This is a genomic window from Cognatiyoonia sp. (assembly GCF_965661665.1).
Classification (GTDB): domain Bacteria; phylum Pseudomonadota; class Alphaproteobacteria; order Rhodobacterales; family Rhodobacteraceae; genus Cognatiyoonia.
The window spans coordinates 41423-55899 of the sequence record NZ_CBFIEO010000011.1 but is presented as its reverse complement, the minus strand read 5'-3'; the positions used below and the strand labels follow the sequence as shown (position 1 = coordinate 55899).

Sequence of the window (14477 nt, the reverse complement as noted above, 5' to 3'; positions counted from 1 at the left end):
CTGATTGTTACGAAAATACTCACGAAAAAACCCTCCCCCAAAAAGGGGAGGGTCCCAATTCTCACGCATTGAAACTAAAAGGTTTCAATAATTATCGCTTCGAAACAGCGATCGTCTCTTCCAGGGTGCGCAGACCGGTTTGCGTGGCCTGAACCAACACGGACATATTTCCTGGCTTATGCTCATTCTTGCGCATCTTGATGTGTGCGGCAGGGATCTCATCCCAGTCGAAGCACTCTGACATGCAAGGGTCCAAACGCTCTTCCAACATCAGCTGGTTCGCAGCACTTGCCTGCGCCAAGGTCGCAAAGTGGCTGCCCTGCAGACGCTTCTGGTGCATCCACATGTAGCGCGCATCCACCGTCAGGTTGTAGCCCGTTGTACCTGCACAAAGCACAACCATCCCACCGCGCTTCACCACGAATGTGGAGACAGGGAATGTCGCCTCGCCTGGGTGTTCAAACACCATGTCGACGTTGTTGCCTTTGCCCGTGATGTCCCAGATCGCCTTGCCGAACTTACGCACTTCAGCGAACCATTTCTTATATTCTTCGGAATTCACCGTGGGCATCTGCCCCCAGCAATCAAAGTCGCGACGGTTGATGACCCCTTTGGCGCCCAGAGACATAACGAAGTCACGCTTGTCTTCGCCACTGATCACACCAATGGCATGGGCACCAGCGTTCTTGGCTAACTGAACCGCGTAAGAACCCAGACCACCAGACGCGCCCCAAACCAGAACCGTCTGACCTGGCTTCAATTCATGCGGCGCGTGCCCAAACAGCATCCGGTATGCAGTTGCAAGGGTCAGCGTGTAGCACGCGCTCTCTTCCCACGTCAGGTGCTGCGGGCGGCGCATCAGCTGCTGCGACTGCACGCATGTGAACTGCGCGAAAGATCCGTCAGGCGTCTCATAACCCCAGATCCGCTGAGATTGGGAGTTCATGGGATCGCCACCATTACAGTGCTCATCATCACCGTCGTCTTGGTTGCAATGGATGATGACCTCATCACCCACTTTCCAGCGCTTCACCTTCTCACCAACGGCCCAAACGATGCCGGACGCATCAGAACCCGCAATGTGGAAATCAGCGCCGTGGACGTCAAATGGGCTGATCGGAATACCAAGGCCCGCCCAAACGCCATTGTAGTTCACACCAGCCGCCATAACGAGGACAAGCACTTCGTTCCCATCAGGCTTTGGCACGTCGACCACTTCGATCTGGAACGCTTCATCCGGTTCGCCGTGACGCTCACGACGGATTGTCCAGGCATACATCCGCTCTGGCACATGGCCCATCGGAGGCATCTCGCCCACTTCATAAAGGTCTTTGCTTGGCGCATCATATGCATGACTTGCAGCGTTTTGATCCAGAGCCATTAGTGTCACCATCATTGAGGTTTCTATAAAAATTGCCGCACCGCAGAATCGATGCATTCAAGTCTTGATATTCGACGTTAAAGCAACTTTGCAACCCAATGATTGTGATTTTTGTAATTTAATTACTTTGCAATTGCAGAAATTTTAGTGGTTTCAGGGAAATGGTGCGCAACTGATCGTGCGTAATAGGCCAAGACAGGGCGTCCAGTTTCAGTCGTTTGCAGGGTGTCGCCCCGCCATGAAACGATGCTGCGCCGCTCAAACCGCTTCAGGATATCGGCCACCAATTCATCCGCATCCCGCCGAGGTCGTGGCATCGAGTTGCTCTTCAGCGCTTTCAGCTTCTCTATCACTGCCTCAACAACCTGCGCCTGCGTTGGGTTTTCGAGTTCAAGGATCACCGATGCCACCAAAGGCGCGGACAGCACAGGAACAACCGCGCGGATACGCTCGATCAATTCGGCGCCCACCGCTTCGGTCAGTTCATCCTCGCCATGCAAGTCGCGAAACTCCCGCAAGGACAGCGGCGTCCCGAACCCGACCGATGCCGTCCCGAAACCTCGCATTTGGCGACTAATCCGCAGCCAGAAGTATCGCAGAACACCGCCCACCATTATCATGATGGGTGGCCTGAACCGCCGCACACCTGTCAAATCCGCGCGGATCAGGAACTGATCCTCCAACACCCGATCATAGTTGAGCCCCACGGGCACAAAGACCACATCGCGCTTCGCCGGATCATTTCCTGTCACGATATAATTTAAAAGCCCAAGCTTCGGCTCCCCAACCGCACCGGTTAGGCTCAACCCGCCTTCGGGGAACATCGCTTGCGTCACGCCCCCCTGGGTCGCCATTTGCACATATCTGGCAAGCACTTTGCGATAAAGCTGCCCGCGCGACTTACGCCTGATGAAGTAAGCCCCGAGCATCTTGATGAGCGCACTCAGCGGCCAGACCCGCGCCCATTCCCCAACGGCGTAGGACAAGGCACCTGCACGGCTGACCAAATAAGTGACAAGCACGTAATCCATATTGCTTCGGTGGTTCATGACAAAGACGACGGTCGCATCCTTATCCACACTCTCCAGCGCATCGCGGTCAAACGCGCCCAGCCGGATCCGATACATCGCGCGGCTGATCCATTTCGCCAGCCGCATCCCCACTGTGAAATAAAGCGTTGCGGAAAAGGATGGCACGATTTCCCGCGCGTAGCGCTGCGCGGTCTCAAACGCCACATTCTCAGGCACGTCATAGGTGTTGGCGTGCTCAACAACCGCTTCCGTAATCGCCGGATCATAAATCAGCCGCTGGATCATGTCATAGCGCCGCGCCAGCTTGAACGGCTCAATCGGCCGCGCCAATCGCTCATTCAGACGCGCAACCAACCGCTCCGCACGTTTGCGAAAGAACCAGCGGACCGACGGAAACAGGAAATGCGATGCAAGCGTGACTGCCGCAAACAGGACGAGCAAGATAAAAGCCCAGAGCGGCATCGTGATGGGTTGCGTCATTGCGCGACCCTGACAGGGAAAGCGCGCAGCGTAAATCCCCTCATGCCGCAGCGCAGCGAATTGACAGAGACCAATAATGTCCTGTAAACCCAAACTTGCGAAATAAAATTACTCACTAAGATTCGAGGGGTCCCGGATGTCGCAGACGCAGAAAGATCGCCCATGGCTCTTTAGAACTTATGCTGGCCATTCCACCGCTGCGGCCTCAAACGCGCTCTACCGCGGCAACTTGGCCAAAGGTCAAACCGGCCTTTCCGTGGCGTTCGATCTGCCCACGCAGACGGGCTATGACAGCGATCATCAGCTGGCCGCAGGTGAAGTGGGCAAGGTGGGCGTCCCGGTCTGCCACCTCGGCGACATGCGCACGCTTTTCAACGATATCCCGTTGGAGCAGATGAACACCTCCATGACGATCAACGCGACCGCGCCTTGGCTGCTCGCCCTTTATATCGCCGTGGCCGAAGAACAGGGTGCTGATGTCTCGAAACTGCAAGGCACGGTGCAAAACGACATCATCAAGGAATACCTCTCCCGCGGCACCTACATCTGCCCGCCGGAGCCATCCCTACGCATGATCACAGACGTCGCCGCCTACACGCGTGAGCATCTGCCAAAATGGAACCCAATGAACGTCTGTTCCTACCACTTGCAAGAGGCTGGCGCGACACCGGAACAGGAACTTGCCTTCGCCCTTGCGACCGCCACAGCCGTTCTGGATGATCTGAAAGACAAAGTACCTGCCGAAAACTTCCCAGCGATGGTGGGTCGCATCTCCTTCTTCGTGAACGCAGGCATCCGCTTTGTCACTGAGCTATGCAAAATGCGCGCCTTTGTGGAGCTTTGGGACGAGATTTGCCAAGACCGCTACGGCGTCGAAGACCCAAAATTCCGCCGCTTCCGCTATGGCGTTCAGGTAAACTCCCTCGGCCTGACCGAACAACAGCCTGAAAACAACGTCTACCGCATCTTGATCGAGATGTTGGCAGTGACACTCTCCAAAAAAGCCCGCGCCCGCGCCGTCCAGCTACCTGCGTGGAATGAAGCGCTCGGCCTGCCCCGCCCATGGGACCAGCAATGGTCGCTTCGGATGCAGCAAATTCTGGCATATGAAACTGACCTTCTCGAATACGATGACCTCTTCGATGAAAATCCAGCAATCGATCGCAAAGTGAACGCTCTCAAGGACGGCGCGCGCGCTGAACTCAAGCAGATCGATGGTATGGGCGGTGCTGTTGGGGCGATCGCTTATATGAAAGGCCGCTTGGTGGAATCAAACTCCGACCGAATCGGCGGCATCGAAACAGGTGATACAACGGTCGTCGGCGTGAACAAATGGCAAGCTGGCGAAGCCTCCCCCCTGACCGCGGGCGACGACGCCATCATGGTCGCAGACGCGAAAGCGGAGGCGGACCAACTCAAACGCCTCACCGCATGGAAGGCCGACCGGAATGAAGAGGATGTCACTAGCGCCCTCGCCAGCCTGTGTGACGCCGCAAAAGACGGCAGCAACATCATGGTCCCGTCGATCCAATGCGCCAAAGTCGGCGTGACCACCGGCGAATGGGCCAATGTTGTGCGCGGCGTCTTCGGTCAATACCGCGCTCCAACAGGGGTCAGCGCGAACCCATCAAACCGCACCGAAGGTCTTGATGAGATCCGCGATCAAGTCGACGCGGTCAGCAAAGCGCTTGGTCGCCGCCTGAAGTTTTTAGTTGGCAAGCCGGGCCTTGACGGACATTCCAACGGCGCAGAACAAATCGCCGCCCGCGCCCGCGATTGCGGCATGGAAATCACCTATGAGGGCATTCGACTGACGCCCGAAGAACTGGTTGAGGCCGCCAAAAAGGATGAGGCGCATGTCATCGGCCTGTCGATCCTCTCCGGCTCTCACATCCCACTGATTGCGAACTTCATGGATCAGATGCGCGCGGCAGGTCTGGTCCACATCCCTGTCATCGCTGGCGGGATTATTCCAGATGAAGACGCTGAAAAGCTCCGCGCGATGGGCGTGGCCAAGGTCTACACACCAAAAGACTTTGAGCTCAACAAGATCATGGGCGACATCGTCACTTTGGTTGACCCCAGCGCGATGGCGGCGGAGTAACTAGAAGCTCAACCGCCACGCCAGCTCTGAATAGGTATAGCTCTGCGCGACCAGCCCACCCTCGCCTGGGATCAGTCGTGGATCACTGGGCAAACAGCCCGACCCACACAACTGGCTCATCACCCGCTCTGAACTGTCGACGTGACACAGCCGCCGCCCCCGGCGTTGCAATATAGCCTTCAATCCCGTCCGCCTCATCACCTTCGACATCCGTGACGCTCGGCAATTCATTGAAGAAGTCGGTCAAGAATGCGCCGTGCGTATGGTAGGACGCCGTCACAACTTCAATCCGCCCCTGCCCCTGAATCGCGCAGTTCGCCGCATAACCCCGCTCGGCCCGCGTTGCGATCAGCGCTCCAAACGCATCAAACCCGATCAGCCCGCAATACCCCGCGCTGGTTTGGATGGAGATGGGCTGTAGCTGCGCAAACAGCGACCGCACCAGCGCAACCTCCTGCGCGCACTGACTGGCCGACATCACAGAACGTTCCTGCGGACGCGCGGGCACCATCCCGCTCTTCTGGGGGAGCGTCGGCACACTGACCGTCGGCGCACAGGCCGAAATACCAAAAAGAATGAAGTGAGATAACGCACCAATGATCCCTCTGCCCGATTGCCAAAGCGCAGCAATTGAGTGACATTTGCGTGCAAACGCCCCATGCACAAGGAAAAGCAAGATGAGCATTCATATCGGCGCCAAACCCGACGAAATCGCAGAGACTGTCTTGCTCCCTGGCGACCCCTACCGCGCGAAATGGGCGGCAGAGACGTTTCTTAAGGACGTTAAATGCATCAACGAAGTGCGTGGCATGTTGGGCTTCACCGGCACATGGAACGGCAATCACGTCACGATCCAAGGCTCCGGCATGGGGATGCCGTCGCTGTCGATCTACGTGAACGAATTGATCAAGGATTATGACGCCAAAACGCTCATCCGCATCGGATCCTGCGGCGCCATGCAGGAAAAGGTCAAAATCCGCGATGTGATCTTGGCCACCACATCCTCCACACTTTCCACACCCTCCATCGGCATGTTCAAGGAACTAAACTTCGCCCCCTCCGCTGACTTTGACCTTCTGCACAAAGCCTTCCATGCAGCTGAAAAAAAACCTTCCCCAGTCCACGTCGGCGGCATCTATTCTGCCGATGTGTTTTATGACGAACGCCCTGACCTCAACGAACAAATGACACGCCACGGCATCCTTGCCGTCGAAATGGAATGTGCGGAGCTTTACAACCTCGCCGCCCGCTACAACCGCCGCGCCCTTGCCGTGCTCACCGTCAGCGACCATCTTCTAACGCACGAAGCCCTACCATCCAAGGACCGCGAACGCTCCTTCGGGGATATGGTAGAAATCGCGTTGGAAGCGGCCTTCGCCTAGGTCCCGTGCGTCCCGTCATAGCCATTCACCGGCGGCGGCGTCCAACCGTCGGTGGTCACAGGTTTCAACACCTCCATCTCCAACGGATAGCATTTTGCGACATCGCTTGAATGGGTCGTGCTGCAATCGCCACCGGGACAAGCGCTTAGCACGGCAAGCAAATCAATCTCCGCAAAAAGCTCCAGATAATCGCCTGGCCGCACGGGGCTGGCCTTCATGAAATATTGGCCCGTGTCCCGCGTGAACCCCGTGCACATAAAAACATTGAGCACGTCATGCACCAGCGCCTCCGCCTCCGTGAGCGATAGCCCCTCACTCTCTGCCAAGGCCCGCGTCAGGTTGGAGTGGCAGCAATGGTGATACAGCGTGCCCGACAACAGGTTGCCGGTATAGGGATCACAGCGTGTCCCAATCACGTCGTGCACACTGCCCCCAAACGTATCCATCCCGTACCACCCCAGCGTATCATCGGTAACGGTCGCCATCGGGCGCAAATACGGGAAAGACGACCACATCCGCTCCCCCGTGGTAATGTGCGTGCCGTGCAGTGCGCGGGTCTTTCCAGAATAAAACCGCTCATTCAGATTGTTGGCGTTGAACAGGTTCAAATCGCCAACCTGTGGCCCTTCCACACTTTTGATCCGCAAGAAATGCCCAGCAGGCACACGGATCGCCGCTGCCTCACGCGGCGCAGAGGTTGCTTGATCCAGCGTCGCCAACCGCTCACGAAACCGCGCATACATAGCCATATCCGGCTCCGGGAGGGTTTCCGTCGGATAACAAATCACAGGCGGCACAGACCGCCGCGCGTCAGCATCATTCGGGGGGTTCAGACCAGTCATCGCACATCACGCACTTAAAGGATGTGCAAACTCTGGGGGAAGTTTCGGCGTCTGAAAAGCCTTAAACCATCCGCTCCACCATCATCGCCTTGATCTCAGAGATCGCCTTTGCTGGGTTTAATCCCTTCGGGCAGGTCTTGGCGCAGTTCATGATGGTGTGACAACGGTATAGCTTGAACGGATCTTCAAGGTTATCCAACCGCTCCCCCGTCGCCTCATCGCGGCTGTCAACCAACCAGCGATGCGCCGCCAAAAGGGCCGCTGGCCCAAGGTATTTGTCGCCATTCCACCAATAGGACGGGCAAGATGTGGAACAGCACGCGCACATCACACACTCATAGCCGCCATCCAGCTTTTCCCGATCTTCAACCGACTGCTTCCATTCCTTCGCAGGCGTGTTCGAGTTGGTCTCAAGCCACGGCATAATGGAGGCGTGCTGCGCATAGAAATGCGTCAGATCAGGTATCAAGTCCTTGATGACAGGCATATGCGGCAGAGGGTTGATCTTGATATCACCCTTCACCTCATCGATGCCGTAGATACAGGCCAGGGTGTTGATCCCGTCGATGTTCATCGCGCAAGACCCACAAATCCCCTCACGGCAGGACCGGCGGAAGGTCAGCGTCGGGTCAATTTCGTTCTTGATCTTGATAAGTGCGTCCAAAATCATCGGACCGCAGGTGTCCATGTCGACGAAGTATGTATCAACACGAGGGTTCGTATCGTCGTCAGGGCTCCAACGATAAATCTTCACCGTCCGCAAATTGGTCGCGCCCTCTGGTTTTGGCCATGTTTTGCCAACCACCATGCGAGAGTTTTTGGGTAGTGTGAATTGAACCATGGTCTCACCTAATGCTTACGCGGAACCTACTTTGATTCAGGGGGCAATCCAAGCAAAATTCCCGTTCAAAATGCCGCGCTTGCGCAGGTTTTTGCATCCAGTGATCACAATTGTGAATGACGTGCGCACATTTCAGATTTTTGTGATTACATCTGATATGACGCGCGCACGATTGTCAAAAATGTGCCGCTCGCGAACGATCTGAGAAATCCTATGCAATTCCCTTTTGTCCGCGCCGATAGCCTTTTGCACCGCGTTGCCAATATCAAGTTGGCGGTCATACATGTAGATGCCGCCATGCAATTCATCTGGAATGCCGTTCATCTGTTCCGTTACGACCGGACGACCCGTCGCTAGCACGTCGAACACGCGGTTTGATGCAAAGTGATGCTCCCGCATCCCCGCACAGTGGTCATTCAAAACCACCCCAGCCGCCCCATAGACTGACCGCAGTTCACTGTTCGGAACATGACGCCCCATATAGTTGACGCCGGCCACCTTGTCCCAATTTTGCCGCCGAACTTTGACGTCGAATCCTGCACTAACGCTTGCTTTCACTATAGGGCGAGGCTCCGTCTTTTTTCGGTTCCCAACAAATACGACAAATGGCTCAGATAGTTCGTCCGTGGGATAGAAATGCGCCGGATCCGTGCCTTGCAATAAAAGCTCCGCCGCACTGTTCATGGACCGAACGAGCGGTAGGGATTTCTCAGATGCCATAAAAATATGGACGTACTGCTTCGTCTCCCGCTCTCCAAAAGTGTCGCTTTGCGAAATCAACCACATAAGCGCAGACCGGTCCGATTTGGGCCGCGCATATCTCTTTCCACGCAAGATCAGGTCAATACAGTCATCGGGAAAGGATTCGCTGCGCACTCGTCGAAAATGCGCCAACCGCTCGATCAAACTGTCACCACGCCTTTGAAAACTCAGGTATGCTGGATGGTCCTGACGCTCTAACGCAGCGGCAAGAGACGGACCGAAATAGAAATCACCCCGTGCGCCCTTCTCTGACGGTGGCGGGCAAGGAAGCTGCAATCGCACCGGTCGTCTCCGGTCAATCATAGCCAAATCGTTCGAAATCAGCCCGATAAATCTCACGGATCAAGGCTTCATCGCTTGCTGAAACCCGAACGGACTTCTTCGCTTTCTTGGCATGCCCCAAAAATCGAGCATTCCTGCGTACACCCCAAAACTGTCGTCCAAACAATGCTCAACCGCTTCCAAGCCGTCTTCCAGACGAAACACGGTCACTTCGTCTGAATCGAACTTAATTTTCGGTAGAGCATGGCCATCAAAAGTGTATGGCGCATCTTCAAGAACCTTGGGCAACCGTTTCAACCAGCCGCTAAATGACGTAAGATGCCCAATCGTCTTTTGGTTTTGCTTTTGGAATCCATAAACACTTGCTAGCCGCTTGATCGGATTGCGCACGACTGCAAACTCAAAATCAAAGAAGGAAGGAGGGAAAAGCCGATCCCGCGCTTCTATCGTCACGTGTTGGTGGGACGTGTGGGTCCACGGGTGAGCAGCGGCATCCCTGAAATATGCCCAATCCTCAAACGCAGGCGCTCCAAATCGCGCTTAAAGGTACTCTGTAACCGAAGTGCCCGCACATTTCGGAACATGTGAAAAATAAATTAGGCCGACATCAGTCTTGTATATCGGCATTCAAGTGCGCCCGCCTAAAGATCCCGCAGCACAGGCGGTCGGATGGGGAGTTCGCCGGTAAGCTCGAACACGCATCGCTCATAGACTGCGACAGGGTCAAGGCCGCGCAAGAAATCGCTGCTGACGCTAATATTGCCACTGGCAAAGGTGCCTGACGAACTGTTTGCGCCAATCTCAACCCATGCTTCAGGGCCTTGAGCGGCGCGCGCCCGCTCTTCACACCGGTCCGCCGCGTGGTTGGGGTCAATCAGTGTGCAGGCTGTCACCGCCATCGCTGCAAGAACCGCGAACCAACGCATCAGTTCTTCAAACAGTAAGAGCTGCCCGCAAACATCACCGCGCGACCCACTGGGCAAAATTGGCCGGACGGCTGCGGCACCATCAGGCTGTTCGGTCGGCGATACCCGACCGAGGTAAACTGTGCCGCGGCGTCTATGCTCTCAATCTTGCCCGTGGCCAGCGACAACAGCTTGTCGTTCTTACAGGCATTGACCTTGTTTGCCATGTCTTGGCTCACGTTTAGTCCCGCTTGAACGGTCAGGTCCACACCACCTGCAACGTTGGTCTCTTCAACAACAAAAGCACTATCCGACGGGACCCCAATCTCTCGCGCACATTGGGGGATCAGTATCCTCTGCTCCTCAAATGTGGCGTTCACTGGGGTCAAGCTGCCCAAATTGCAGCCACCCAGCGCCAAGGTTGCACATCCCATCAAAATAATGCCGCACATCAATATACCCTCGCCTTAGGTGCGATCTTTTTAAGATCGATACCCCCCTCATTATGGCTGGTAAGTGGGTTCAGGTGAACGCCGCGGTATCCGATTTTTGATTTGTTGCCTTTGAACCAGATAAGCGAATGCTTACGCCAGTTCTCATCATCCCGCTCGGGATAGTCCTCATGCGCATGCGCGCCGCGGCTTTCCTTCCGCGCTTCAGCACCAACAATAGTGGCCAACGCGTTGGGCATCAGGTTGCCCAGTTCAAGCGTCTCCATCAAGTCGGAGTTCCATACCATCGACCGATCTGTGACTTTTATCTGCGGCATCTGATCCGCGATCTTGTTCATCTCTTTGACACCTTCGGCGAGCGTCTTATCCGTCCGGAACACCGCCGCGTCTTTCTGCATTGCCTTTTGCATCGACAGGCGCAGCTCAGCGGTGGAGATATCACCCTTCGCATAGCGCGTGTTATCAAACCGGTCGAACGCCGCGTCGACAGACGCTTGGTTTAGGGTTGGGTTCGGTGCGTCCGCATCAACTACTTCGCCAGCTTTAATCGCGGCCGCACGGCCAAAGACCACGAGGTCGATGAGGGAGTTTGACCCCAAACGGTTCGCCCCGTGGACGGAGGCACAGCCAGCCTCACCAACCGCCATCAAGCCAGGAACAATCGCATCCTCATCCTTGGAGTTCGGGTTCAACACCTCACCCCAATAGTTCGTTGGAATGCCGCCCATATTGTAATGCACGGTCGGCAATACAGGGATTGGCTCTTTCGTCAGATCGACACCCGCAAAGATGCGCGCGCTTTCCGAAATGCCCGGCAACCGTAGATCAAGCGTCTCTGGCGGCAAGTGGTTGAGATGGAGGTGGATGTGATCGCCATCGGCACCGACACCGCGCCCTTCACGGATTTCCATTGTCATGCAGCGCGACACCACATCGCGGGAGGCAAGGTCTTTATAGGTCGGCGCATACCGCTCCATAAACCGCTCACCTTCTGAGTTGGTGAGGTATCCGCCTTCGCCACGCGCACCCTCAGTAATCAAACAGCCCGCGCCGTAGATCCCTGTTGGATGGAACTGAACGAATTCCATATCCTGCAAAGGCAGACCCTGACGCGCGACCATCCCGCCACCGTCGCCGGTGCAAGTGTGTGCAGACGTGGCGGAGAAATAGGCACGGCCATAACCGCCTGTGGCCAAAACGGTCGTCTTGGCGTTAAAGACATGCATGGTGCCGTCATCAAGCTTCCACGCAACAACACCTTGACACTGACCATCATCGGACATGATCAGATCGGTCGCAAAATACTCGATAAAAAACTCGGCCTGCTGCTTCACAGACTGCCCATAAAGCGTGTGCAGTATCGCGTGGCCCGTCCGGTCCGCCGCGGCACAGGTCCGCTGCACAGGTGGGCCTTCACCGAACTCAGTGGTGTGACCGCCAAAAGGTCGCTGGTAGATGTTGCCCTCTTCCGTGCGGGAGAAGGGAACGCCGTAATGCTCCAATTCATAGACAGCCTTTGGCGCTTCACGGGCGAGGTATTCCATCGCGTCCGTGTCGCCCAACCAGTCAGAGCCCTTCACAGTGTCATACATGTGCCACTGCCAACTGTCGGGGCCCATGTTGCCCAAGGACGCCGCGATACCGCCTTGTGCGGCAACCGTGTGGGAGCGTGTCGGGAACACTTTGGAGATACAGGCCGTGCGCAGCCCCTGCTCCGCCATGCCCAGCGTGGCGCGCAAACCCGCACCACCGGCACCTACGACAACGACGTCATACTCATGCGTCTCGTATTCATATGCTTTTGTCATTCAGATGTTCCTTGCAGCGGAAATCAAAGGGCAAGCTTGACCAAGGCAAAAAGCCCGGCAGCGATCAATGTGTAGCAAAGCCCGTTCACGGCAATCAGCGTCAGATGCCGTGCGCGGCCGCCGATATAATCCTCGATGGCTTCAGTCGCCTCACCCAGCAGGTGGATCAATCCAACAACAAGAGTCAACGCGGTCACGATCGCGGGAAACGGACGGCTGTAGTAGGCCAGAACCTCTTCATACGTACCGCCAAACCCGATGGCGAAAGTGAAAATGAAAATCGGCAAAAGCGCACACAGCAAAACCGATGTCACAAACATCTGCCAGTGGTGATGCGTGCCATGCCCTGATGCCCCAAGGCCCTGCGCGCGTTTACGGTCAGTCATAAATCTCATGGCGCGCTCCTTAGGTGACGATAAAAGTAAGGATGGCGAGCAGCGTCGCACCAATGAACATAACCAGGCCCATCGCCTCGGCCGTTTTGACGTCCATGCCATAGCCCAGATCCCAGATCACATGACGCAGGCGGCCCAGCAAGTGATACCAAATCGCCCAAGTCGCGAAGAGGAAGATCACATCGCCCAGAACCACGCGCAGCAGCCCGTCCACCATCGCAAAGGCATCAGCAGATGTTGCCGCAGCAACCAACCAAGCGACGATCAACACAGCGACGCCTAGCGAGATAATCGCCGTAATGCGCACCATAATCGACGACATCGATGTCATTTGTGGGCGGTAGTAAGGCCCAATCATGAACGGAGAAAGGGGCCGGTTCCCCCTGTTGACGTCTGCCATAGCACTCCCCTATTGGTGTACGACGCACACACGCCGTTTTGCTTGCGTGCCTATGTGCACCAAACACGCGCTGGAGTCACGCAAGCTTGTGTCAATTTTTGACAGAAAGCCCCATCTGCGTCACTTTTTCTCAGATATGTGATCACAGGCAATTTTGGCGTGATCACAAATCGAAAGCAAGTGCCTAAAGCGGCATCAAAACCCAGTAATCAAGGTCGAGCAGGACATCGGGCAAATACTTCCCGTCGTCGCCTTTCAATTCACCCGCCGCGCCCTTGGTCGCCACCAGCCGCAGCCGCGCTGCACCAACGCCCGGCGCATCCGTCTCAACCAAATCCAGCACCTCAGACCACGCGCGGATTGTATCGCCAGAGAAACAGGGGTTCGCATGGGCGCCGCTGTTAAGTGCCACCATAATCTGTGCATTGGCCAAGCCATTGAACGACAACGCTCGCGCCATCGAAATCACATGTCCGCCATAGATCAGGCGTTTGCCATCCGGCCCGTTGGTCGCATCAAAATGAACCTTTGCCGTGTTCTGCCACAGGCGCGTGGCCATCATATGCTCCGCCTCTTCGACGGTTACACCATCCACGTGGTCGATAATCTCTCCCACCGCGTAATCCGACATCCGGTGCGGCTCTCCCGCGAGAGTAAAATTATAGTTGGAGAAATCCAAACCTTCCGGCACCACCAGATCGGCCGCATCGACCGACTTCGCCAGTTCTGGAATGACCGCCTCGGGCGCATCACCCGGGCTCCGCCGACGCACCATGACCCAGCGGACATACTCCATAACAATCTCGCCATGTTGGTTTTCGCCACGGGTCCGAACCCAAACGACACCGGTTTTGCCATTGGAATTCTGTTTCAAACCAATGACTTCCGATGATGACCGCAGCGTGTCACCGGGCCAAGCAGGTTTCAGCCACCGCCCTTCGGCATAGCCCAAATTCGCCACCGCATTCAGCGACACATCCGGTACGGTCTTGCCAAACACCAGATGGAACGCGACTAGATCATCGACAGGCGACGCCGCAAGCCCGCAATCCTGCGCGAATGCATCCGATGAATAAAGTGCCCCACGTGCAGGATAGAGCGCATGATACATCGCCCGTTCCCCACCCGAAACGGTGCGAGGCACCGCGTGCTGGATCACCTGCCCTACAGAATAGTCTTCGAAAAAGCGGCCCGGATTGGTCTTGCTCATTGTTGTCCCAATTTCATGTCTGGATGATACTCAGCGTCCACGTCCTTCACGACAGCCTGCGCACAGCGCATCACGCCATTGGCATGGTCAAAGGCATATTTTGGATCACCGTAAAGCGTCCAACCCTTTGAAATCGCGTCCGAAACCTTATGGCAAAAGGCGGCCGTATCGTCCTCTGTCAGCAGCCGATAAAGTTGCATGT

At 56.1% G+C, this 14477-nt stretch carries 16 protein-coding genes; 2 read left to right on the top strand and 14 right to left on the bottom strand.

Annotated features, from left to right (window positions below):
• Positions 1–91: 91 nt before the first annotated feature.
• Both ccrA and ACTF5F_RS08825 read right to left on the bottom strand, forming a co-directional pair.
• The gene (gene ccrA, locus ACTF5F_RS08830) at positions 92–1381 is read right to left on the bottom strand and encodes a crotonyl-CoA carboxylase/reductase (RefSeq protein ID WP_438956550.1); all 1290 of its coding nucleotides are present in this window, start codon (positions 1379–1381) and stop codon (positions 92–94) included.
• Positions 1382–1503: 122 nt separating this feature from the next.
• Entirely contained in the window at positions 1504–2892 is a 1389-nt protein-coding gene (locus ACTF5F_RS08825) for a 1-acyl-sn-glycerol-3-phosphate acyltransferase (RefSeq protein WP_438956507.1), read from the bottom strand.
• A 136-nt stretch (positions 2893–3028) separates the two neighbouring features.
• On the opposite strand from ACTF5F_RS08825, the gene ACTF5F_RS08820 reads away from it, so the two are divergent.
• Positions 3029–4996 carry a methylmalonyl-CoA mutase family protein gene (locus tag ACTF5F_RS08820; protein ID WP_438956506.1) on the top strand — a complete coding sequence of 656 codons (1968 nt, stop codon included), beginning with the start codon at positions 3029–3031 and terminating at the stop codon, positions 4994–4996.
• A gap of 82 nt (positions 4997–5078) precedes the next feature.
• On the opposite strand, the gene ACTF5F_RS08815 is transcribed toward ACTF5F_RS08820, so the two are convergent.
• A complete protein-coding gene (locus tag ACTF5F_RS08815) occupies positions 5079–5681 on the bottom strand; it encodes a DUF4329 domain-containing protein (RefSeq protein ID WP_438956505.1) in 603 nt (200 codons plus the stop codon).
• On the opposite strand from ACTF5F_RS08815, the gene deoD reads away from it, so the two are divergent.
• On the top strand, positions 5674–6378 hold the full coding sequence (gene deoD / locus ACTF5F_RS08810; RefSeq protein ID WP_438956504.1) for a purine-nucleoside phosphorylase: 705 nt from the start codon (positions 5674–5676) through the stop codon (positions 6376–6378). The two genes, ACTF5F_RS08815 and deoD, sit on opposite strands and share 8 nt — an antisense overlap.
• Here deoD and ACTF5F_RS08805 read toward each other — a convergent pair.
• The 11 genes from ACTF5F_RS08805 to ACTF5F_RS08755 form a co-directional block, all read right to left on the bottom strand.
• Positions 6375–7220, bottom strand: a complete 846-nt coding sequence (locus ACTF5F_RS08805; RefSeq protein ID WP_438956503.1) for an urea carboxylase-associated family protein — start codon at positions 7218–7220, stop codon at positions 6375–6377. The two genes, deoD and ACTF5F_RS08805, sit on opposite strands and share 4 nt — an antisense overlap.
• 61 nt (positions 7221–7281) lie before the next feature.
• Positions 7282–8061 (bottom strand): succinate dehydrogenase iron-sulfur subunit, encoded by a 780-nt coding sequence (locus ACTF5F_RS08800; protein WP_438956502.1) that lies wholly within the window; start codon positions 8059–8061, stop codon positions 7282–7284.
• Positions 8062–8193: 132 nt separating this feature from the next.
• Positions 8194–9126: a glycosyltransferase family protein gene (locus tag ACTF5F_RS08795; RefSeq protein ID WP_438956501.1), complete on the bottom strand. Its 933-nt coding sequence runs from the start codon at positions 9124–9126 to the stop codon at positions 8194–8196.
• Between the two features lie 39 nt (positions 9127–9165).
• The gene (locus ACTF5F_RS08790) at positions 9166–9558 is read right to left on the bottom strand and encodes a hypothetical protein (protein WP_438956500.1); all 393 of its coding nucleotides are present in this window, start codon (positions 9556–9558) and stop codon (positions 9166–9168) included.
• 188 nt (positions 9559–9746) lie between these two features.
• Complete coding sequence (locus ACTF5F_RS08785) at positions 9747–10031, bottom strand: hypothetical protein (RefSeq protein WP_438956499.1); 285 nt, start codon at positions 10029–10031, stop codon at positions 9747–9749.
• Positions 10031–10462 carry a hypothetical protein gene (locus tag ACTF5F_RS08780; RefSeq protein ID WP_438956498.1) on the bottom strand — a complete coding sequence of 144 codons (432 nt, stop codon included), beginning with the start codon at positions 10460–10462 and terminating at the stop codon, positions 10031–10033. The genes ACTF5F_RS08785 and ACTF5F_RS08780 overlap by 1 nt, the downstream gene beginning before the upstream one ends.
• Entirely contained in the window at positions 10462–12270 is a 1809-nt protein-coding gene (gene sdhA, locus ACTF5F_RS08775) for a succinate dehydrogenase flavoprotein subunit (RefSeq protein ID WP_438956497.1), read from the bottom strand. The genes ACTF5F_RS08780 and sdhA overlap by 1 nt, the downstream gene beginning before the upstream one ends.
• A gap of 23 nt (positions 12271–12293) precedes the next feature.
• Positions 12294–12665, bottom strand: a complete 372-nt coding sequence (gene sdhD / locus ACTF5F_RS08770) for a succinate dehydrogenase, hydrophobic membrane anchor protein (protein WP_438956496.1) — start codon at positions 12663–12665, stop codon at positions 12294–12296.
• A 10-nt stretch (positions 12666–12675) separates the two neighbouring features.
• Positions 12676–13065 carry a succinate dehydrogenase, cytochrome b556 subunit gene (gene sdhC / locus ACTF5F_RS08765; protein ID WP_438956495.1) on the bottom strand — a complete coding sequence of 130 codons (390 nt, stop codon included), beginning with the start codon at positions 13063–13065 and terminating at the stop codon, positions 12676–12678.
• Between the two features lie 184 nt (positions 13066–13249).
• A complete protein-coding gene (locus tag ACTF5F_RS08760) occupies positions 13250–14275 on the bottom strand; it encodes a MaoC family dehydratase (protein WP_438956494.1) in 1026 nt (341 codons plus the stop codon).
• Complete coding sequence (locus ACTF5F_RS08755; RefSeq protein ID WP_438956493.1) at positions 14272–14475, bottom strand: DUF1737 domain-containing protein; 204 nt, start codon at positions 14473–14475, stop codon at positions 14272–14274. Before ACTF5F_RS08755 ends, ACTF5F_RS08760 begins: the two co-directional genes overlap by 4 nt.
• Between the last annotated feature and the right edge of the window lie 2 nt (positions 14476–14477).